The organism is Nocardioides sp. 1609 (assembly GCF_004522105.1).
Classification (GTDB): domain Bacteria; phylum Actinomycetota; class Actinomycetes; order Propionibacteriales; family Nocardioidaceae; genus Nocardioides.
Genome location: NZ_SPUJ01000004.1, coordinates 260,967 through 282,207 on the forward strand (window position 1 = coordinate 260,967; position 21,241 = coordinate 282,207).

At 74.5% G+C, this 21,241-nt stretch carries 18 protein-coding genes; 13 read left to right on the forward strand and 5 right to left on the reverse strand.

Annotated features, from left to right (window positions below):
• Window positions 1–14 precede the first annotated feature (14 nt).
• From E4623_RS11565 to E4623_RS11595, 7 genes are read left to right on the forward strand one after another with little or no spacing between them, the layout of a single operon-like run.
• Complete coding sequence (locus E4623_RS11565) at window positions 15–3,905, forward strand: hypothetical protein (protein WP_134766695.1); 3,891 nt, start codon at window positions 15–17, stop codon at window positions 3,903–3,905.
• Window positions 3,905–4,561, forward strand: coding sequence for a LysM peptidoglycan-binding domain-containing protein (locus E4623_RS11570; RefSeq protein ID WP_134766696.1), 657 nt, complete (start codon window positions 3,905–3,907; stop codon window positions 4,559–4,561). Before E4623_RS11565 ends, E4623_RS11570 begins: the two co-directional genes overlap by 1 nt.
• Window positions 4,561–6,327 (forward strand): phage baseplate assembly protein V, encoded by a 1,767-nt coding sequence (locus E4623_RS11575; RefSeq protein ID WP_134766697.1) that lies wholly within the window; start codon window positions 4,561–4,563, stop codon window positions 6,325–6,327. The genes E4623_RS11570 and E4623_RS11575 overlap by 1 nt, the downstream gene beginning before the upstream one ends.
• A complete protein-coding gene (locus E4623_RS11580) occupies window positions 6,327–6,761 on the forward strand; it encodes a GPW/gp25 family protein (RefSeq protein WP_134766698.1) in 435 nt (144 codons plus the stop codon). The genes E4623_RS11575 and E4623_RS11580 overlap by 1 nt, the downstream gene beginning before the upstream one ends.
• Before the next feature lie 33 nt (window positions 6,762–6,794).
• The gene (locus E4623_RS11585; protein WP_134766699.1) at window positions 6,795–8,747 is read left to right on the forward strand and encodes a putative baseplate assembly protein; all 1,953 of its coding nucleotides are present in this window, start codon (window positions 6,795–6,797) and stop codon (window positions 8,745–8,747) included.
• Complete coding sequence (locus E4623_RS11590) at window positions 8,744–9,331, forward strand: phage tail protein (RefSeq protein WP_134766700.1); 588 nt, start codon at window positions 8,744–8,746, stop codon at window positions 9,329–9,331. Before E4623_RS11585 ends, E4623_RS11590 begins: the two co-directional genes overlap by 4 nt.
• 2 nt (window positions 9,332–9,333) lie before the next feature.
• Window positions 9,334–9,915 (forward strand): hypothetical protein, encoded by a 582-nt coding sequence (locus E4623_RS11595; protein ID WP_167736585.1) that lies wholly within the window; start codon window positions 9,334–9,336, stop codon window positions 9,913–9,915.
• A 71-nt stretch (window positions 9,916–9,986) separates the two neighbouring features.
• Here the strand turns inward: E4623_RS11595 and E4623_RS11600 are convergent, their stop codons facing one another.
• Together E4623_RS11600 and E4623_RS11605 are read right to left on the reverse strand one after the other, a co-directional pair.
• Window positions 9,987–10,193 (reverse strand): helix-turn-helix transcriptional regulator, encoded by a 207-nt coding sequence (locus E4623_RS11600; RefSeq protein WP_134766702.1) that lies wholly within the window; start codon window positions 10,191–10,193, stop codon window positions 9,987–9,989.
• Window positions 10,193–10,660, reverse strand: a complete 468-nt coding sequence (locus tag E4623_RS11605; protein ID WP_134766703.1) for a DUF2975 domain-containing protein — start codon at window positions 10,658–10,660, stop codon at window positions 10,193–10,195. Before E4623_RS11605 ends, E4623_RS11600 begins: the two co-directional genes overlap by 1 nt.
• Window positions 10,661–10,800: 140 nt before the next feature.
• On the opposite strand from E4623_RS11605, the gene E4623_RS11610 reads away from it, so the two are divergent.
• A complete protein-coding gene (locus E4623_RS11610) occupies window positions 10,801–11,715 on the forward strand; it encodes an NAD(P)H-binding protein (protein ID WP_134766704.1) in 915 nt (304 codons plus the stop codon).
• A 76-nt stretch (window positions 11,716–11,791) separates the two neighbouring features.
• Here the strand turns inward: E4623_RS11610 and E4623_RS11615 are convergent, their stop codons facing one another.
• Genes E4623_RS11615 through E4623_RS11625 form a run of 3 tightly spaced genes read right to left on the reverse strand, consistent with a single transcriptional unit; the run spans window position 11,792 to window position 14,162 of the window.
• Window positions 11,792–12,556 carry an SDR family NAD(P)-dependent oxidoreductase gene (locus tag E4623_RS11615; RefSeq protein ID WP_134766705.1) on the reverse strand — a complete coding sequence of 255 codons (765 nt, stop codon included), beginning with the start codon at window positions 12,554–12,556 and terminating at the stop codon, window positions 11,792–11,794.
• Window positions 12,556–13,395, reverse strand: a complete 840-nt coding sequence (locus E4623_RS11620; RefSeq protein WP_134766706.1) for an enoyl-CoA hydratase/isomerase family protein — start codon at window positions 13,393–13,395, stop codon at window positions 12,556–12,558. The genes E4623_RS11615 and E4623_RS11620 overlap by 1 nt, the downstream gene beginning before the upstream one ends.
• Entirely contained in the window at window positions 13,392–14,162 is a 771-nt protein-coding gene (locus tag E4623_RS11625) for a tyrosine-protein phosphatase (RefSeq protein ID WP_167736586.1), read from the reverse strand. The genes E4623_RS11620 and E4623_RS11625 overlap by 4 nt, the downstream gene beginning before the upstream one ends.
• Window positions 14,163–14,277: 115 nt before the next feature.
• Here E4623_RS11625 and E4623_RS11630 point away from each other — a divergent pair, with 115 nt between their 5' ends.
• The 5 genes from E4623_RS11630 to ppsA all read left to right on the forward strand — a co-directional run bounded on the left by E4623_RS11630 (window position 14,278) and on the right by ppsA (window position 21,224).
• A complete protein-coding gene (locus tag E4623_RS11630; protein WP_134766708.1) occupies window positions 14,278–15,138 on the forward strand; it encodes a 3-hydroxybutyryl-CoA dehydrogenase in 861 nt (286 codons plus the stop codon).
• 51 nt (window positions 15,139–15,189) lie between these two features.
• Window positions 15,190–17,553: a hypothetical protein gene (locus E4623_RS11635; protein WP_134766709.1), complete on the forward strand. Its 2,364-nt coding sequence runs from the start codon at window positions 15,190–15,192 to the stop codon at window positions 17,551–17,553.
• Window positions 17,554–17,613: 60 nt separating this feature from the next.
• The gene (locus tag E4623_RS22630; protein ID WP_167736587.1) at window positions 17,614–17,790 is read left to right on the forward strand and encodes a hypothetical protein; all 177 of its coding nucleotides are present in this window, start codon (window positions 17,614–17,616) and stop codon (window positions 17,788–17,790) included.
• Window positions 17,791–17,898: 108 nt separating this feature from the next.
• Window positions 17,899–18,786, forward strand: coding sequence for a pyruvate, water dikinase regulatory protein (locus tag E4623_RS11640; protein WP_134766710.1), 888 nt, complete (start codon window positions 17,899–17,901; stop codon window positions 18,784–18,786).
• Entirely contained in the window at window positions 18,783–21,224 is a 2,442-nt protein-coding gene (gene ppsA / locus E4623_RS11645) for a phosphoenolpyruvate synthase (protein WP_134766711.1), read from the forward strand. Before E4623_RS11640 ends, ppsA begins: the two co-directional genes overlap by 4 nt.
• Window positions 21,225–21,241 lie beyond the last annotated feature (17 nt).

Below are 21,241 nucleotides of genomic sequence, written 5' to 3' on the forward strand. Positions count from 1 at the left end.
CCGAGATGACCGACATGACCGACGCACCGGCCGACCCTGCCGACTCCCCGCCCCCGCCCGCGCCGTGGCTGGGCGGTGCCGTGCGCCGTCGCCTGCGCCTGCCCGGTCCGCCGGTCGGGCGCCCGCTGCCGTCCCGGATCGGCTCGCTGGCCTCCGGCGTCTCCCGCTTCGCGGCCGCCACCTCGCGCCCGATCGACATCCGGCGTGCGCTGGCCGGCCCGGACCCGGGTGGCCCCGGCGTCCGTCCGCCGCGCTGGTGGGTGCCGCGCCCGGTCGACGACGACGTCGCGGACGTCGTCGACCCCCGCCCCGTCTTCCGTCAGACCGGGCCTGCGGTGGTCTCGACACGCGGTGACTCCGTCCCCGCGGCTCGACCAGCGGAACCTGCCCCCGTCGGTCGAGCCGGGTCCACAACACCGGCCCCCGGTTCCGCCCCCGCGGTGCGACGGACCGAGGCCCCCGCCTCCGAGTCCGCCCCCACGGTGCGACGGACCGAGGTTCCCGCCTCCGAGTCGGCCCCCACGGTGCGACGGACCGAGGCCCCCGCCTCCGGGTCCGTCCCGACGGTGCGACGGACCGAGGCCGCCCCCGCCTCCGAGGCCGCCCCCGCCTCCGTTGGTCGAGCCGGCGAGCGCCAGCGAGCCGAGTCGAGACCTCCGACCCCCGGACCCGGCTGGCTCACGTCGTCGCGGCCGCTCGACGTCGAGGCGCTGCCCGAGCGCCGGCTGCCCCGCGCGGCGCACTCGGTGCCCCAGCAGGACACCTACACGCCCGGTGGCATCGTCGGCGGGTTGACCGCCCAGGTCGCCCAGGTGCGCCGGCACGTCGAGGTCCAGGCGGCCGGCCCGATGCTCACCCCCGGCGACCTCTCCCGGCTCCAGGCCACCCGTCGCGTCGCGGCGCCGCCGCCCGACCCGGCGCCCCCGGTGCGGCGGACGCCGTCCGCCGCCGCGAGCCCCGGACCCACCAGCCCGCCCCGCACCGACGGCCCCGACCTCGGCGAGGGTCCCGCGGCACCTCCCGCTCCCGGTCCCTCGGGCGGCCCGTCCGGCGGCCCGTCCGGCGGCCCCGGCCCGAGCACGCCGCCCCCGCCGTCCGGTCCGGTCGCCGGGCCGTCCGGAGCCGCGGTGCCGACGTCTACCTCGTCGCCCGCTCCGTCGTCCTCCGCGTCCACCGCGTCGTCCTCGGTGTCTCCGGCGCCGTCCTCGGCGGCCGCCGCCGCGACGGGTCGCGCGGGGGCGCCCGCGCTGCCCCCGGTCCGCCGCGCGTCGTGGCAGCTCGGCTCCGGTCCCGGCCGGTTCGGGGCCATGGTCCGCCGCACCCCCGCCGCGGCCGCGACGCACACCACCGCGTCGGCCCCGCTGGTCGCGGGTCGCGCGGCGCTCGACAGCGGCGTCCGCGACACCCGGACGGTCGCCGCGTCGGCGCCGTCCCTGATCCGCCGATCGGCCACCCCACCGGGCGTCTCGCGCCGCGACGTGTGGTCGGCCGGCAGCCTGGTGATGCGGCAGTCCGGACGCTCGGCCGGGATGGCGCTGAGCACCGCGGGCTCGCGCTCGCGCTCCACCGCCCCCGGACTGGTGGCCGCCTCCGCGCCCACCGTCCCCACCCCGCTCGCGACCCCGGCCTCGACCGGCACCGCACCCGCCGTCGGGTCCGTCGCTCCCGCGCCGGCGACCGCAGCCACGACCACAGACCCGACCGCAGCCACGACCGTGGGCGCCGGCGTGCCGGTCGCCGCGGCGACCGGCCTGCCCTCGAGCCAGCAGCGCGCGCTCGGCAGCGCGGTCCGCGACGGCGAGGTCGTGCGCGCCGCGGGGCCCGACCTCATCGCTCGCGCCTACGCCGCCCCGGCCTCCGGTGCCGCTGCCGGCGCCGCTGCCGGTGCCGCTGTCGGCGCCGCGCGGCGACAGCGCTGGACGGCGTCCAGCCCGGTGATGCGTCAGGCCGGCGGCACCGTGCGCCGTTCGACGGCCGGGCCCACCTCGTCGTCGGTGTCGTCACCCGCCCCGTCGTCGGGGACCGCCGGCTCGCCCGCGCTCGCCGCCCCGTCCGCCGCCCCGTCCGCCGCCCCGGCCCCTGCGCCCGGCGCGCACCCGGCCACGGCACCCGGGGCGACCCCGGGTCTCCCGGCGTCCCCGGGTGCGCACCGGCGGGGTCCGCGCGCTGTCGACCCCACCCCCGCAGCCGCACCGGCCGCCGCTCCGTCCGCTCCGTCCGCGCCGGTTGCCCAGGGCGGCGGCGTCGGCCGGGCGCCAGGCGGCGTCCTGCGCCGCATGCTCGGCGCGGCACCCCTGGGTGCCGCCGCCGGCGCCGCCGGCTCCCCGCCGGACGCCGTCGCCGCCGCCGCGTCGCCCAGCACGTCGACCGGTCCGCTGCCCTCCGGATCACCGGCCACGCCCGGGCTCGCGCGGAGCACCCGTCGCCCGGTCCGCCGGCTGTGGGGCGCCGACCAGGTCATCGCCCCCGCCGCCGACGTCCGCCGCTCGGCCGTCGTGGGCCGGCAGGCGCCCGGCCTCGCCGCCGGCGCGGCGTCGTCCGCGGCCGCGACGCCGACCACCCCCGCGGTATCGCCGGTCGAGGTGCCCGCCCCGAGCGCTCGGGCCACGCCGGGTCGAGCGGCCGTCCCCGGGACGACGGGACCGGCCGCAGTCCCGGTGCCCGTGAGCGTGACCGCGCCCGCGACCGCGCCCGTGACCGCGCCGACCATCGCCCCCTCGATCGGTCGCGTCGGTGCGACGTCGGTCGCGATGGGCGACCTCTACTCCGTGCGCCGCTCCACCCGGTACGGCGTCGACGCCGGCCACCCGCTGGCCACCGCGCTCGGCACCGCCGAGGACATCCGGCCCGCCACCGCGAGCGCCTCGCCTTCCCACCCGCAGCTGGTCGGAGCCGGAGCCGGAGCCCGGTCCGGCGCCGGTGGGCGCCCGGGTCGGGCCCGCGGCGGGTCGGCCCCGGAGCAGATCCGTCGCCAGGTGGCCCGCGCGTCCACGCCGTCCGCGGCCTCGGTCCGCGGCGCCGGCGGCTCCCGCGCCGCCGGCAGCTCCCGCGGCGCCGGCGCCGCGGCGTCGGGGCCGACCGTGCTCCGGTGGGCGGCCCCGCCGGCCCCCGCGACCGACGCCGCGACCGACGCCACGACCGCCGCCACCCCCGACGTGCGCCGCGCGGGTCTCGGCGCCCAGGTCCCCGCGCTCGGCCGGCACCCGGCGTCCGGCACCGCGGAGGCGGTCGCGCTCGTGGCCCGGGCGGGCGGCATGCCGATCGGCCCGGGAGGCCCGACCGGCCCGGCGGCTCCCGCCGTGGCCCGCCTCGGCCGGCCCGGCGCGCCGGCGGCACCCGGCGCACCCGGCGCACCCGGCGCCGCCACGCCCGACCCGAGCCTGCTGCGCCGGATGACGGTCGCCCCGCCGCGGGTCAGCCTCAGCCCGGCCCGCCCGGCGGCCGCCGCGCCGCCGGTGCCGGCGTCCGCCCGGGCCGACGTCGTCCGCCGCACCCCGTCCGCGACGGCCGCGCCGGTCGCGCCTGGCGCCCCGGCCGGCGGCTCGCTGCTCTCCTCGACCGCCCACCTGTTCGGTGACGCCCAGGCCGGCGTCGTCCGGCGACTGCTCGACCAGGGAGGACCCACCATGCCCGGTGGCAACGCGCCAGACTTCTTCGGCCAGGGCCGCGAGAGCTGGGAGCTCGAGCAGCGCGGCGGCAGCATCACGCCGGCCGAGGACATGACCGGGTGGACGTCGAACGACGGCTACCGCGGCTTCGCGGTCAACACCGCCGCCGCCGACGCCGGCGCCCTTCCCGGGGACGCGATGGAAGCGCTCGTCGACGCCGTCGTCGAGCGGATCGAGGCCCGCGTGGTCGACGAGCTCGAGCGGCGCGGACGGCGCCAGGACTGGGGAGTGTTCTGATGGCGGAGCTGGAGAAGGCGTTCCTCGAGATCGAGGGCGGCGCGAAGGTGCCGTGCCTCTACAACCCCGAGACCCTGAGCGTCGGTCGCCGCAACAACTGGACCTCCAACCCGATGCCCGGCAAGGGCGTCCCGACGCTGCAGTACGCCGGCGCCACGTCCGGGTGGATGCGCCTCGACCTGGTCTTCGACACGACCTCCGACGGCACCCCGGTCAGCGTCCACACCGGCAAGATCCTGGGCCTGATGGACGTCGACCCGAACCTGCCGGGCAGCGACGAGACCTCCAACAACCTGCGACCGCCGACGCTGACCTTCCACTGGGGGGACCTGCACTCCTTCACCGCCGTCGTGGAGGACCTGCGCCTGACGTTCACCTACTTCTCCTCCTCGGGGGTGCCGCTGCGGGCCCGGATGCTGCTGGAGCTGCGGCAGTACGAGGAGTCGCAGGCCTTCGGGCCGCAGAACCCCACCTCCGGCACGCCGAAGCCGCACCGCACGCACCGGGTGCTGCCCGGTGAGACGCTCGACCGGATCAGCGCCCGCTACTACGGCAACGCCACCCGGTGGCGGATGCTCGCCGACGCCAACGGTCTGCAGGACCCGCTCGCGGTCCGTCCGGGCACCATCCTGGACATCCCCCGGCTGGAGAACTGATGGGTGCCGAGCTCGGCGTCGCGCCCACCGTGAAGGTGAAGGGCAGCCCGCTGCAGTCGACGTGGCTGGACCTGCTCTCGAGCATCCGGATCGACCTCGCGGTCGGCCTGTCCGGTCGGACCGTGCTGCGCTTCCGGGACCGGGGGTTCGCGCTGTCGACGTCCCAGCAGTTCGCGATGGGCGTGGAGGTCGAGATCACCGCGGGGGGCAACCAGCTGATGATCGGGGAGGTGACCGGCGTCGTCCTCGAGCAGGCGGCCGGGCAGACGCCCGTGCTCGTGGTCACCGTCGACGACCGGGCGTGCCGGCTCAACGGCTCGACGAAGAACCGCACGTTCCTCAACCAGACCTACACCGACGTGGTGAGGAAGATCGTCGGCGAGACGGGCCTCTCGATGGGGACCGTGCCCGCGACCAACCCGGCGCACCCCTACCAGCTCCAGACCGGGAGCAACCTGGCCTTCCTGAACGCCATCTGCTCCCGCGCCGGGCTCGCGTGGTGGGTCGAGGGCGTGGCCCTGAACGTCGTCCCGGTCGGCACCGCGGGCGCGACGGTGCCGCTGGCGCTCGGCACCGACGACCTCACGTCGTTCTCGGTGCGCGCCACCAACACCGGTCCGGCGCAGGTCGTCGTGCGCGGCTGGAACCCCGACCAGCAGGCGGTCGTCAGCGGCGAGCACACCACGAGCGTCACCGGGGAGTCCGCCTTCGTCGCCAAGGCCGCCGGCCGCGACGCGCGCCCCTCGCGCGGCGCCACCGACGTCATCCTGGCGGCGCCCGCGCTCGACGCGGGGGAGGCCGGCACGATGGCCAAGGCCCGGTTCGCGGAGGCGAGCTCCGCGGCCGTCGTCGCCAAGGGCGGCGGCGCGATCAACTCCAGGATCAAGCTCTACGACAAGGTCAAGATCTCGAACGCAGGTCCGGCGTCCGGCTCCTATCTCGTCACCGGCCTCGAGCACGTCTACAGCCACTCCGCCGGGTTCCGGACCCACTTCACCGCCGGGCCGGTCCGCCCTGCCGGCCTCGTCGACCTGCTCGGGACGCCGCCCCCCGACTCGGGGATGGCCGTCAGCGGCGTCCTCGCCGCGGTCGTCACGAACCTCAAGGACCCCGACAACAAGGGCCGGATCGCCGTGAAGTACTCCGCCGTCTCCGAGCAGGTCGAGTCGGCCTGGGCGCGGATGGTAGTCCTCGGCGCCGGCAAGGACCGCGGGATGCTCTTCTACCCCGAGGTCGGCGACGAGGTGCTGATCGCCTTCGAGAACGGCGACACCCGCCGTCCCGTCGTCCTCGGGGGGCTCTTCTCGGCCAAGAACACCCTCCCGGTCGGCAGCGGCGCGGCCGTCGACAACAACAAGATCAAGTACCGCCGGATCACCTCGCGGCTCGGTCACATGGTCGAGCTCGCCGACGGCGAGCAGCCCGGCGAGCAGCACATCCTGCTGCAGCACAAGGAGAAGAAGCACCAGATCAAGATCTCCGGCGAGGAGGTCGAGGTGATCTCCGACGGGCTGCCGATCACCCTGTCGAACGGTCAGGCGAAGGTGATCCTGGCCAAGAACGGCGACATCACCCTCGACGGCAACAACATCGAGATCAAGGCGAAGGCGGCGATCAAGGTCACCGCCAACGGCCAGGTCGCGATCAAGGGCACGGCGGGCACCGAGGTCGGCGGCGCCTCGGTGAAGGTGAAGGCCGACGGCCTGGCCTCGGTCGAGGCGAGCGGCCCGCTCACCCTCAAGGGCGCGCTGGTGGCGATCAACTGATGAGCGAGCTGGCAGTGCCGGGTGGGCCCGGCGACGAGACGTCGTTCATCGGCCGCGGCTTCGGCTGGCCGCTGGGTGTCGACCACACCGGCTCGATCCGGCTGTCGAACGGCGTCCCCGAGCTGGACCGCTCGATCGAGATGGTGCTGATGACCGCGCCGGGGGAGCGGCTGATGCGGCCCCAGTTCGGCTGCCGGATCTGGGACCTGCTCTTCGAGCCGGTCACCGCGAACCTGCTCGGCCTGATCAACCAGGCCGTGCGCGACGCCCTGGCCCAGTGGGAGCCGCGCATCACCGTCGAGGAGGTCACCAGCGTCGGTGACGACTCCTCGTCCTCCCTGGTCAACATCCACATCGGCTACCGCGTCCGCTCCACCAACGACCGCCGCAACCTCGTCTACCCGTTCTACGTCATCCCGCACGACGCCGAATAGCCGTCGCGAAGCCCAGTCAGGACACCCGAAGCCATGCCCCTGCCGAGCCCGTCCCTCGACGACCGCACCTTCCAGGACATCGTCGACGAGGCCAAGCGGATGATCCCCCGCTTCTGCCCGGAGTGGACCAACCACAACGTCTCCGACCCCGGCGTCGCACTCATCGAGCTGTTCGCGTGGATGAGCGAGATGGTGCTCTACCGCGTCAACCAGGTGCCCGACCGGCTCTACACGCAGTTCCTCAACATGGTCGGGATCGAGCCGTTCCCGCCGTCGGTGGCCAGCACGAACCTCACGTTCTGGCTCTCCGCGGTGCTGGAGTCGGCGGTCGTGGTGCCCGCGGCCACCGAGGTGATGACCGTGTCGACCACGTCGGCCGCCGTGGACTCGGTGGTCTTCTCCACCGTCGACGAGCTGGTCATCGCGCCGCCGAGGCTCGAGCACGCCAAGGTGTCGACCGCCGTGGAGGGCACGGTCACCGACGTGTGGGACGACCTCCGCTTCGGCACCGTCGGCGCCCGCGTCTTCGCCTCCTCGACGATGACGGTGGGTGACACGTTCTGCCTCGGCTTCCGCGACTCGCTGGCCGGGATGGTGCTGCGCCTGGCCGTCGAGGCCCAGGCCGAGGGCATCGGCGTCGACCCGCGCAACCCGCCGATCGCCTGGGAGGTCTGGAACGGCGAGGGCTGGCTCGCCACCGAGGTCTACGAGGACACCACCGGCGGTCTGAACCGGGCCGGCGAGATCGTGCTGATGGTCCCCGTCGAGCACCAGCCGATGAGCGTCGGCAACCAGTCGGCGTACTGGCTGCGGGCCCGGCTGCTGCCCACGGCGAACGGCCGGCCCACCTACCAGGCCTCGCCGCGGGTGCAGCGGATCGAGGTCTCCGCCCTGGGGGGCACGGTGCGCGCCGAGCACGCGGAGGAGGCCGCCGGCGAGCAGGTCGGCCGCAGCGACGGCGGCGCCGCGCAGCGCTTCTCGGTCTCGCACCGCCCCGTCCTCCCGCGCCGGGGCGACGAGGTGGTCCGCGTCGTCGACGGCACCGACGTCCAGGAGTGGACCGAGGTCGCCGACTTCTCCGGCTCCACCCCGCGCGACCGGCACTACGTGTGGAACGACAGCGACGGCGAGATCCAGTTCGGCCCGCGGGTGCGCTACCCCGACGGGTCGGTGCGCCAGCACGGCGACATCCCTCGCGACGGCGCGATGATCGAGGTCAGCGGCTACCGCCACGGCGGTGGCTCGCGCGGCAACGTCGGCGCCCGCACGCTCACCCTGCTGCGCTCGACGGTCCCGTTCGTCAGCGGCGTGGTCAACCTGCTGCCGGCGACCGGCGGCGTCGACGCGGAGAGCGTCGAGGAGGCCAAGATCCGCGGCCCGCTCACCCTGCGCACCGGCCAGCGCGCCGTCACCGCCCAGGACTACGAGCGGCTCACCATCGAGGCCTCGCCCGCGGTCGCCCGCGCCCGGTGCCGCTCGGCCCGGCGCGGCAACGGCACGGTGCAGCTGCTCGTCGTCCCCGAGGTGCGCGGGGAGCCCAGCGGCCACACGATCGACGACTACGCCATCTCCCAGCAGCTGATGGCCACCATCACCGACCACCTGGACGCCCACCGGGTCGTCGGCACCGCGGTCGAGGTGACCACGCCGTTCTACCAGGGCGTCTCGGTCGTCGCGCTCGTCCACGGCGCCCCCGGACGGCCCCAGGGCATCGTCAAGCAGCGGGCCGCGGAGGCGCTGGCCCGGTTCGTCAACCCGCTCCTCGGCGGGCCCGACGGCGCCGGCTGGCCCTTCGACGCCGACCTGAACGTCGCCACCGTCACCCAGCTGCTCGAGTCGGTCGAGGGCGTCGAGCGGGTGGAGGAGGCGCTGCTGTTCGAGTACGACCTGCGCACCGGACGCCGCCTCGGCGCGGCCAAGGACGTCATCCGGCTCGACCGCCAGTCGCTGTTCCTCTCGGCCTCGCACCAGGTGGTGGTGCGATGAGTGCCCTGGTCAAGGTCGCCTCGGCCGGCCTGACCCGGCCACGCACGCCGCGCCGTCCCGATGACTGGATGCTGCGCCAGCTGCCGGTGCAGATGCTCAGCCACGACTTCTTCGTCCGGTTCGTCTCGATCTTCCAGGAGCTCGGCAGCACCCTCCTCGAGGACGCCGACGGCGTCGAGCACGCCGTCGACCTCACGATCGCGCCGGAGAGCTCGATCGCCTGGCTCGGGTCGTGGATCGGGGTGGACAAGCTCGACAACTCCATGCCGGAGGCGCTGCGGCGCCGTATCGTGGCGACCGCGGCTCGCACCCTCTCCACGAGGGGCACGGTCGCCGGGCTTACGTCGTTCCTCGAGCTCCTCAGCGGCTCGTCCGCCGAGGTCGTCGAGGGGGGCGGGATCTGGCGGGCGGGTGAGGTGCCCGACGACACGGCGTGGGTGCGGATGCGGGTCGCACGGACCGGTTCTCTCGACGAGGCCGCGTTCGTCGACATGGTGCGCGACGAGATCCCGGCCCACGTGACGGCCGAGCTCTGGGTCGCGGACCGTCAGGTGTGGAACTCCGAACAGGACGAGGAATGGTGACCATGCGCGTCGACGGGCAGGCCGACCCCGGCGAGGGTCTGGGAGGGCCGGTCAAGCCGGCCGCCCCCGAGCCGCCGGCCACGCAGACCCAGGGTCTCCCCGTCGTCCCGGTCGTGGCCGAGGGGTACGAGCAGTCCACGCACGCGGTGGGTCGGTCGGTGACGTGCCCCGAGTGCGGCGCGGTCGCCGAGATCACCGTCAACCGGCGCGAGTCGCACGACTTCTGCCCGCGCTGCGACTTCCCGCTCTTCTGGACGCCGGCCCAGCTGGTGCTCAGCGACGCCGAGTCCGCGACCCAGGCGCTGCGCCGTCTTCCCGGCACCGGCGGCCGCGTCACCGTCGGCTCGCTGGCCTGCCCGCACTGCGCGGAGGCCAACCCGATCACCGGGTCGCTCTGCCTGCGCTGCGGCGGCGACCTTCACCCGGTCGCGCCCCCGCCCGCCCCCGCCCCCGCGCCGGTCGTCGTCGCCCCGCCGCCGCCCGCGGCCGAGCCGGAGCGCAGCATCCCGCTGTGGTGGTGGGTGCTCGGCACCATCACGGTGTTCCTGCTGGTCGCGGTGGTCGTCGTCCTGGTCCAGCGCTGACGCTGGTCCCCGTGCGGGTCTCCCCGGCCGCCCGGGGAGCCTGCCGGTCGGCGCCGGGCCGCGCGGGCGACTCAGTCCTGCTCCCAGCGCAACAGGTCGCCCGGCTGGCAGTCGAGCACCTCGCACAGCGCCTCGAGCGTGTTGAACCGGACGGCCTTGGCGCGGCCGTTCTTGAGGACGGCGAGGTTGGCCGGGGTGATGCCGACCCGGGCGGCGAGCGCGCCGACGCTCATCTTGCGGCGGGCCAGCATCACGTCGATGTCGACGACGATCGCCATCAGATGACGGCCTCGAGCTCGGTGCGCATGGCGGTGGCCTGCACGAGCAGCGCGCGCATCACGAGGACGGTGAGCGCCGCGCCGGCGACCAGGACGCCGAGGCCGCCCAGGAGGAGCACCACCCCGGGAGCGACGTCCTCGCCCGGCGCCAGGACGACGCCGAGCGCGAGGGCGAGGAGCGCGGCGGCCGCGATCGAGCCGATCAGGACGTCGACGAGGCGGAACGCCGCGTCGGAGAAGACCGTGTCGCCGCGCACCATCGTGACCAGGCGCCAGACGCAGACCATCGCGACCTGGATCGTGACGATGCCGAGGAGCACGATGGCGACCACCGGCCAGCGCACGGCGGCGTCCGCGCCCTCGAGGTCGACCGCGAGCAGCGGAACCATGACCGCCTGGACGACGAGCGAGCCGGCAAGCCCGCAGGCCAGGACGAGGCGGAGCAGCGTGGTGGTGATCGATCCCATGTCGATGCCTTTCGGTCGGGAGACGATGACAACCTATCGAATGTCGATCGATTACGCCAGTGGGTCGGGGTGCGTCGCACCAGCGCCGGAGGAGGTCGGCCGCCTCGTCCGTGCCGACGGCGCGTGCCATGGTGGTGGGCATGACTGAGAGTGCTGCTGCCCCCGTCGTCGTGGTCACCGGGGCGAACGGGTTCGTCGGCTCCCACGTGTGCGCCGCGCTGGTCGAGCGGGGCGCACGCGTGCGGGCCGTCGTCCGCCGTGCCGGGACGGCGCCCGACCTGCCCGGCGTCGAGGAGGCGGTGGGGGAGTTCTCCGACCCGGAGGTCGCGCGCAGCGTGGTCGAGGGTGTGGCCGCCGTGGTCACCACGGTGCACCCGATGGGCAGCGACCGGGAGACCCAGCAGCGGATCGGGGTCGAGGGCACGACGACCATCGCCCGGGCCGCCGCCGCCGCGGGCGTCGAGCGGTTCGTGCACGTCTCGACCGCGTCGGTCTACGACCGCTCGGCCGCGGCCGGCGACATCGACGAGGACGCCAGGCTCGCCCCCGACGACGGCGACGACTACTCGGTGACCAAGCGTGACACCGATGTCGCGCTCGCCGCCGTCGACGGGACGACCCGCGTGCTGGTCCGTCCGCCCGCCATCCTCGGCCCCGGGGAGACCTCGATCTGGAACACCCTGCGGCCCGCCGACCTGCGCGACGACGAGAGCCAGCGCCACGACGTCCCCGACCGGACCTTCGCCTGGGTCCACGTCGTCGACCTCGCGTCCTTCACCGCCGACCTGGCCGTCGGGCGGATCGCCACCGCCGACGACGCCGCGGCCGGTCCGCTCGCCGGCGGCTGCACCCCGGTCAACCTGGCGGCCGCGCCGGCCACCCAGCGCGACTACTACGACACCGTCTGCGCCGCCCTCGGCGTCGACCCCGTCTGGGACGACGGCCCGGCCTGGACCGGCCGGATCGTCGCCGACCGGGCGCACGGCTGGGGCTGGCGGCCCAGGGTCGACCGGGACCGCGCGTTCACCGAGATCGCGGCCGGCCTGCGCGGCTGACCGGGATCCCCGTCGTCCGGGATCCCCGTCGTCCGGGATCCCCGTCGTCCGGGATCCCCGTCGTCCGGGATCTGCGTCAGCGGGGCATCTGCCCGTCGTCGACCTTGATGATCGTGCCGGTGACGTACTCCGACGCCGGCGAGACGAGGTGGAGCAGGGTCGAGTCGAGCATGGCCGGGTCGCCGAGCCGGCGCCGCGGGTAGCCGGCGGTGATGTCACCCATCCGCTCGAGCATGCCGTCCATCATCTCGGAGGCGAAGGCGCCGGGGGCGATGGCGTTGACGTTGATCCCCTTCGCGGCCCACTCGACGGCGAGCACCTCGGTCATCCGGTTCACCGCCGCCTTCGTGACGGAGTAGAGGGTGGCTCCCTCGCCGCCGTACTGGAAGGCCGACATCGAGGAGATGTTCACGATCCGGCCCGGGCGCTCGGCCGCGATGAGACGGGCGGCGAGCGACGTCGCCAGCAGCCACGGCCCGCGGAGGTTCGTCTCGAGGACGGCGTCGACGAGCTCGAGGGGCATCCGGTGGGCGCGTCGGGCGTCCGGGACGCCCGCGTTGTTGACGAGGATCGAGGGGAGCCCGAGCGCGTCGGTCACGCCGTCGAGGGTGGCCTCGATCGCGGCCGCGTCCCGCACGTCGAGGACGACGGGCAGCACGGTGCCGCCCGCCGAGCGGATCGCGTCGGCGGCCTCGTCGAGCCGGTCGAGCCGGCGACCGGCGACGGCCACCGCTGCCCCGTGGCGCGCCAGGGTCTCGGCGAACCGGCGGCCGAGGCCGGTCGCGGCGCCGGTGACCAGGGCGACCTGGCCGGTCAGCACCGGCTCGGTGACGGGCTCCATCACCGCCTCCCGAACGACGGCGGCCGCTTCTCCAGGAACGCTCGTTGGGCCTCGACGGAGTCCTCGGTGAGGGCGGTGATCACCTGTTGGCGGTTCTCCAGCTCGATCATCGTCTTGAGCGAGGGCACCTCGAGGGCCAACCACATGCCCTCCTTGGTGAGCTCGACCTGGATCGGCCCGTTGAGCATGATCTCCTCGGCCTTGGCCAGCGCCACGTCGAGCAGCGTGTCGGGGGTGACGACCTCGACGACGAGACCGATCCGGTGCGCCTCGTCGGCGTCGAACCGGCGCCCGGTGAGCATCAGCTCGTGGGCGGCGCCCGCGCCGACGATCCGCGGCAGCAGCCACGAGACGCCGATGTCGCACGCCGAGAAGCCGGCCCGGATGAACGAGACCGCGAAGACCGCGCCCTCGGCGGCGATCCGGACGTCGCTCGCGCAGACCAGCGCCAGTCCGCCGCCGGCCGCCGGGCCGTTGACGGCCGCGATCACCGGCTGCGGCAGCGAGTGCAGCCGCTCGGTCAGCGCGGCGATCTCGCGCTGCCGCTCGAGGGTGGCCCGCGTCCTGCCGAGCCGCTCGTCGCGCTCGGGGTCGCCGTACCCGCCGAGGTCGAGGCCGGCGCTGAAGGCCCGTCCGGCGCCGGTGAGGACGACGACCCGGCAGGTGGGGTCGTCGGCGATCTCGTCGAGCGTGCGGTGCAACCGCTGGACGAGCGTCACGTCGAGCGTGTTGAGCCGGTCGGACCGGTCGAGGGTGACCAGCCGGACGCCGTCGCGCGGGGTCTCCACCCGCACGGTCCCGGCCGATCGGTCCGCCGGAGCGGACGGTGTCGTCGTCATTGCTTCTCCTCCACGAGCTGGTGGTCGAGGGTGTCGAGGACGGCGTCCTCGACGCCGACCGAGCGCAGGTACGCCGCCGCGCCGCCGTACGTCGCCCGGACGCCGGCGAGGAACGCGGTCATGGTCGCCGGCTGCGCGCCGAGCGCCTCGGCGGGCAGGGCGGCGATCCGCTCGGCGTACCCGGGCAGCGCCCGCAGCCGGTCGAGCAGGTCGTCGTTCTGACCCTCGGTGCGGGCGTAGTCGGCGACGATCGCCTCGTCGGTGACGCCGACGGCCGAGAGCAGCAGGGCGACGGTGACGCCGGTGCGGTCCTTGCCGAGCGTGCAGTGCACGAGCGCCGGGGTGCGCCCGGGCGTCGCCACCGCACGGGTGATCGCCGCGAACGCGTCGGGGGAGTGCTCGAGGAAGCGCAGGTAGTGCGCGGTCATGATCTCGACGGGACCGGTGCCCTCGTCGCCCGTCGGGTCGACCGCGAACGACGCCCCCGACCGCACCGGCGCGTGCAGGACGTCGTGCTCGACCGCCGCGAGGTGGTCGCTGCTCGCCCCGGCGACCTCGCCGCGGGAGCGGAGGTCGATCCGCAGGCGGACCCCGACCTCGTCGGCGAGCACCGCCGCCTGGGCGGCGTCCAGGTAGAACGGGGTCGCGCTGCGCAGCAGGCGGCCCGACCGGGTGCGCCGGCCGTCGTCGGTGGGCAGCCCGCCGACGTCGCGGAGGTTGGCCAGGTCGGGCAGCCACGGCGGTCCGGTGGGCGCGGCGTCCGTCATGCTGGCACCATACCTAACGATCGTTCGGTTTTGTCCAGGTCGCCCGGCCCCCGGTCGGGGCCGGGCCCCGGACGGACGACATGATGAGCAGAGTCGACCAGCGTGGAGGAGCGGGATGAGCGTCAGCAGGACCGTCAGCAAGGCCGGGGTCGTGGGCTTCGGGCTCATGGGCAGCGGCATCGTGGAGGTCTCGGCACGCGCCGGCCTGGACGTCGTCGTCGTCGAGTCGAACGACGCCGCCGCGCAGGCCGGGCTCGCCCGCCTCGAGAAGTCGCTGCGGCGCGCCGTCGACCGCGGCAAGCTCGACTCGGCCGAGGCCGTCCTCGAGCGGGTCCGGGTCGAGACCGAGCTGGACGCGCTCGCCGACCGTGACCTCGTCGTCGAGGCCATCGTCGAGCAGGAGGCGGCCAAGGTCGACCTGTTCAAGCGGCTCGACGCGATCGTCACCTCGCCGGACGCGATCCTCGCGTCCAACACCTCGTCGATCCCGATCATGAAGCTCGGCGTCGTCACGGCCCGTCCGGAGCACGTGCTCGGCATCCACTTCTTCAACCCGGTCCCCGTGCTGGCGCTCGTCGAGCTGGTGCCGAGCCTGCTCACCTCCGCCGAGACCACCGAGCGCTCGCGCGCCTTCGTCGAGGGCTCGCTCGGCAAGCAGGCGATCCTGTGCCAGGACCGCGCCGGCTTCGTGGTCAACTCGCTGCTGATCCCGTTCATCCTCTCCGCGATCCGGATGCTGGAGTCCGGCTTCGCGACCGCCGAGGACATCGATCGCGGCCTGGTCCTGGGCGCCGCCCACCCGCAGGGCCCGCTCGCCCTCGCCGACCTGATCGGCCTCGACACCACGAAGGCCGTCGCCGAGTCGCTCTACGAGGAGTTCAAGGAGCAGCTCTACGCCCCGCCGCCGCTGCTCGCCCGGATGGTCGACGCCGGCCTCCTCGGTCGCAAGACCGGCCGCGGGTTCTACGACTACTGACGCCGGGCGACCACACGGTTGGCGGGCGCCCCACGTGGGAACGACGGGGTCATGGCAACCCGACCCGCCCCTCGGCTCCTCGCCGTGGCGGCCCTCCTCCTGCTGGCTCCGACGTTGGCTGCCTGCAGCGACGACGACCGGGACGCGGCCGCGCCGGGGTCGACGAGCACGACGTCCGCGGACCCGGCGCCGCCCGCGATCGAGCCGGTGTGGAGCGCGGTGGTGCAGGACCCCCGGCAGAGCGTGGTGACCGACGACCTGGTCGTCTACACCACCGACACCGCCGTGGTGACGGTCCGGCTCGACACCGGCGCGGAGGTGTCGCGCTGGACGCCGCCGAAGGGCCGCACGCTGTGCCAGGTCTCCGACCAGGTGAGCGCGGACGGCGTCCTCGGCGTGCTGGTCAAGGACCGGTCCTGGCGCACGTGCGCGGGCGCCGTGGCGCTCGACGTCCGGTCCGGCACGGTCCGCTGGCAGCAGGTGCTGGAGTCCACCGACCCCGACGTCGGACCCGGTGAGCGGGACCAGTACCACTCGGTCGACGCGATCGCCGTCACCGATCGCACGGTGCTGGTGACCACGTTCTGCAGCGAGGTCCGGCGGTTCGCGATCGGCGACGGCCGCGCCCTCCGGTCGATCGTGCCGCGCGACACCGCCTGCCGCAACGAGAGCGCCATCCTCGGCGACCGCGTCGCGGTGATGGACTACGACCTCGGGCCCGACGACACCGTCGACGAGTCGGGCACTGGGTGGGTCCCGGCGGAGTCCGGGGTCGGCGCGATCGCGTTCTACGACGCCGACAGCGGGCGCCGGCTGTGGATGCACCTGGTGCGCGACCACCGCTACGCCGAGGTGCACGACCTCGTCTCGACCGACCCGGTCGTCCTCACCACGACCGTCCAGGGCCGCGCGGCCACCCGGCTGTGGGACGCCACCGGGCAGCCGGGGGCCTACGTCGGCAGGACGCCGCCGGCCTACCTCAACGACGACGAAGCCGCCTTCACCGTCGTGGGGCGCCACGACGACCTGCTGGTCGGGCGCTACCCGGCCAGTCCCGACCCGTCGGTGCTGTACGCCTACGACCTCACCACCGGCGCGGAGGTGTGGGCCTGGACACCGTCGACGGCCGACGGCGGCGGGTTCCCGGCCGAGGCCGTGGTCGACGGCGACCGCCTGCTGGTGACGGTGGCGACCGGCGCCGGGACCGACGTCCTGGCCTACGCGGTCGACGACCCCGGCACGCCGCAGGTGCTCGGCCGCCTCGACGCCGCCGCGGCCTACACCGGCCTGCAGGTCGCCGGCGGCCTCCTGGTGGTCGGGGCGACGGCGTACCGGCTGCCCGACGAGGGCGAGACCCGCGACTACCAGCTGCCGGCCGGGCCCGGCTCCGACCAGGACGAGCCGTGGGCCGAGGGCGAGGTCCGCCCCGAGCAGGCGGTCCGGGCCTGCGAGGCCGCCGGCGCGACCGCGCCGCGGCTGCTCCGGCTCGGGTGGGGCGACCGGCCCGCGCCGGTCGACTGCACGTGGCGGCGCGACCACCAGCCGACGTACCGCGACCTCGGCCTCGCCGTGACGGTGGACGTCGGGACGCCCGGCCTCGACAGGACGGCCACCGAGGACGCGCAGGTGCTGGCCGACGGTGTCCGGGGCATCAGCGACGGCGAGCCGATCGACCCCGACGTCGTCCCGCCCCCGCTGCTCCCGCCGGAGGCGACGGTGGGGGAGGAGTCCTGGGGCTCGTTCGGCACCGAGGACGGCAGCTCGTTCGAGGGGTACGGCGCCCGGCTGATCACCCGCTGGCGGAACGTCGTGGTCACCGTCGAGGCGGACCAGAGCCTGCAGATCGAGGACCGGGTCGGCGCGCTGACGCCGTACGCCCGGCTCCACGACGCGACGTACGTCGCCACGGTCGACGTGCTCCGCTCCCTCGGGGCCCACGTCGACCTGCCCGCCCGTGGGACCGACGGTCCGGTCCGCCGGGTCGCGGAGGTCTGCGGTGCGCTCGCCCCGGTCGTCGCCGTCCTCCAGCCCGACCTCGCCACGCTCGCCGGCGGCGCCGGGGACGAGCAACGCACCTGCGCGTGGTCCGGCGACAGCCTGGACTCCGTCACGGTGGTCGCGAACGCGGTGCGAGGCGGCTACGACGGCTCCGACGCGACCGACCGGGCACCGGTCGTGGCGGCGATGCTCGGGTCGGGGCGGCGCGCCGGTGCGGACGTCACCGGCTTCCCGGGCGACGTGGTCGCGGTGCGTCGCTACGTCGACGACGACTACCTCGTCTGGTCGGTCTCCACCGTGGTCGACAACCTCGCGGTCTGGGTCGAGTACGCCGACTACGAGGGGACCGCGGACCGGGCCTCGATGGAGGCGGGGCTGCGGCGCCTGGTGCGGACCACCGTCCGGGCGGCGACCTGACCCGCCTCTCACCCCCGGGGTCGTCGTGCGCCGGCCGCCCCCGGGACTAGCGTCGGGTCCATGAGCACCGGACCCTCCGACCCCGACCCGACCACCGCTGACGTCGACACCGACGCGCCGGCCGACCCCGACACCCAGTCCGACCCCGCCCTCGACGACAGCACCACCTCGGAGTGGGCCGGTGAGGGCGGCGCCGTCGACGAGGGTCCGGCGACCGCCGTCGACGACGACGCCTGAGGGCCCACCCCCGGACGGCTGCTCCGGGGGCCGGCGTCGCCCGGTGGACGGGCAACCGAGCACGCGGAGGGGATCGCGCTTCCGGCGCGCGTGCAGCAGAGTGGGCCCATGGTGAGCGAGTCCGGTGCCGACGCGGGCGTCGTCCCGGTGTTCTTCCTGTCCGACTCGACCGGGATCAGCGCCGAGACGATGGGCAACGCGCTGCTGCTGCAGTTCCCCGACCTCGTCTTCGAGCGGACCACGATCCCGTTCATCACCACGCCCGAGAGGGCCCGCGAGGTCGTGGCCATGCTCGACGCCGCGATGGACGGGCCTGTCGCGCCGCTGGCCTTCACCACCGCGGCCGAGGACGCCATCCGGGCCGAGCTGACCCGCACCCGCGCACCGATCGTCGACTTCTTCGACATGCACATGGAGCGCGTCGAGGGCATCCTCGGGCAGCGCGGCGTGCGTGAGGTCGCCCGGCTGCACGGCGTCGGCGACATCAAGCGCTACAACACCCGGATGGCGGCCGTCGAGTTCACCATCGAGCACGACGACGGGCAGAGCGTGCGCGCCCTCGACCGGGCCGACGTCATCCTGCTGGCGCCGTCGCGGTGCGGCAAGACGCCGACCAGCATGTACCTCGCGCTGCAGCACGGGCTGTTCGTGGCGAACTACCCGCTCGTCGAGGAGGACCTCGAGGACACCCGCCTGCCGCAGCCGATCCGCGACCACGCGGAGCGGTGCTTCGGCATCGTCACCACCGTCGACCGGCTCAGCCGGGTGCGCAACGAACGACGTCCGGGCTCGAAGTACGCCGAGCCGTCGCAGTGCCGGTGGGAGCTGCGGCGCGCCAAGGAGCTCTTCGCGGCCCACCGCGTCCCGGCGATCGACTCCTCGACGAAGTCGGTGGAGGAGATGGCGGCGCTCATCCTGCAGACCCTGAAGAAGAACGGCGGTGTCCCGAGCCGACAGGCGGCCCGGGCGACGCGCAAACCGGGAGGCACCTCGTGAACGACAGCACCAGCACCGACGCCGGCGGACCGGCCAACGTCCGGTGGTTCTCCACCCTCGGCCTCGGTGACCTCGAGCAGGTCGGCGGGAAGAACGCCTCGCTCGGCGAGATGGTCTCCCACCTGACCGACCTCGGCGTCCGGGTGCCCGACGGGTTCGCGACCACGGCCGACGCCTTCCACCGCTTCATCGGCACCGACGTCGACGGGAGCGGCGGTCTGGCCGAGCGGATCTCCGGCCTGCTCGCGGGGCTCGACACCGACGACGTCCGCCGGCTCGCCGAGGTGGGGGCCGAGATCCGCGACGCCGTGGTCGGGCAGCCGTTCCCCGAGGACCTCGAGGCCGACGTCCGCGCGGCCTACGACCAGCTCGTCGCCGACTCCGGCGGGCCCGACGGCGCCGCGTCGTTCGCGGTGCGCTCCTCGGCGACCGCCGAGGACCTGCCCGACGCCTCGTTCGCCGGTCAGCAGGAGACGTTCCTGAACGTGCGTGGCATCGACGCGGTGCTGCACGCGATCCGCGAGGTCTTCGCCTCCCTCTACAACGACCGCGCGATCGCCTACCGCGTGCACCACGGCTTCGCCCACGACGACGTCGGGCTGTCGGCCGGCGTGCAGCGGATGGTGCGCTCCGACATCGGCTCCTCCGGCGTCATGTTCACCATGGACACCGAGTCGGGGTTCCGCGACGCCGTCTTCATCACCTCCGCCTACGGGCTGGGGGAGGGCGTCGTCCAGGGCGCGGTGAACCCCGACGAGTTCTACGTCTACAAGCCCGCGCTGCGTGCCGGGCGGCCCGCCGTGCTCAAGCGCGGCGTCGGTGGCAAGGCGACCAAGATGGTCTACACCTCCGACGAGACGGTCGGGCGCACCACCGAGTTCGTCGACGTCGAGCCCGCCGACAGCCGGCTGCTCAGCCTCACCGACGCCGAGGTCGAGGAGCTGGCCCGGCACGCGCTGGTCATCGAGGACCACTACGGCCGGCCGATGGACATCGAGTGGGGCAAGGACGGCGTCGACGGCAGGCTCTACGTGCTGCAGGCCCGGCCGGAGACCGTCGAGTCGCGTCGCGGCGGTGCGCTCGAGCGGTTCGCGATGAACGAGTCCGGCCCGGTGCTCGTCGAGGGCCGCGCGATCGGGCAGAAGATCGGCGCCGGTCCGGTGCGGGTGCTGCGCGACGTCGAGCAGATGCACGAGTTCCAGGAGGGCGAGGTGCTCGTCGCCGACATGACCGACCCCGACTGGGAGCCGATCATGAAGCGGGCCTCGGCGATCGTCACCAACCGCGGCGGCCGGACCTGCCACGCCGCGATCATCGCCCGCGAGCTCGGCATCCCCGCCGTCGTCGGGTCCGGCAACGGCACCCGGGAGCTCGCCGACGGCCGCGAGGTCACCGTGTCCTGCGCCGAGGGTGACACCGGCCTGGTCTACGACGGCATCCTCGACTTCACCGTCGAGCGCACCGAGCTGTCCGAGATGCCCGACCTGCCGGTCAAGATCATGATGAACGTCGGGACGCCCGAGCAGGCGTTCTCGTTCGCGCAGCTGCCGCACCGGGGTGTCGGCCTGGCCCGGCTCGAGTTCATCATCAACCGGCAGATCGGCATCCACCCGAAGGCGCTGCTCGACCTGGCCCGCGACCCCGACGCCCTCGAGGCGGACCTGCGCCAGGAGATCCTGGAGACGATCGCGTCGTACCCCGGCCCGCGCGAGTTCTTCGTGCAGCGCGTCTCGGAGGGCATCAGCATGCTCGGGGCCGCGTTCGCGCCGTACCCGGTGATCGTGCGGATGTCGGACTTCAAGTCCAACGAGTACGCCAACCTCGTCGGCGGCGAGCTGTACGAGCCGCACGAGGAGAACCCGATGATCGGCTACCGCGGCGCCGCGCGGTACCTCTCGCCGGACTTCGCGGAGTGTTTCACGATGGAGTGCGACGCGATCAAGTACGTCCGCGAGGAGATGGGCCTGAGGAACATCTGGGTGATGATCCCGTTCGTACGGACCGTCAAGGAGGCGCGCGGCGTGATCGACCTGCTGGCCCAGCACGGGCTGGTCCGGGGCGAGAACGACCTGAAGGTCGTGATGATGTGCGAGGTCCCCTCGAACGCCGTGATCGCCGAGCAGTTCCTCGAGCACTTCGACGGCTTCTCGATCGGCTCCAACGACATGACGCAGCTGACCCTCGGCCTCGACCGCGACTCGGCGCTGGTCTCCGAGGGCTTCGACGAGCGCGACCCGGCCGTGCTGCACATGCTCGACCTGGCCATCACCGCCTGCCGCGCCCAGGGCAAGTACGTCGGCATCTGCGGTCAGGGCCCCTCCGACCACCCCGACCTCGCGGAGTGGCTGCTCGAGCGGGGCATCGAGTCGATGTCGCTCAACCCGGACACCGTCGTCCCGACCTGGCTGCGGCTGGCGAAGGTGGCCGGCGGCTCCTGACCGCGGCGGTCCGGCCG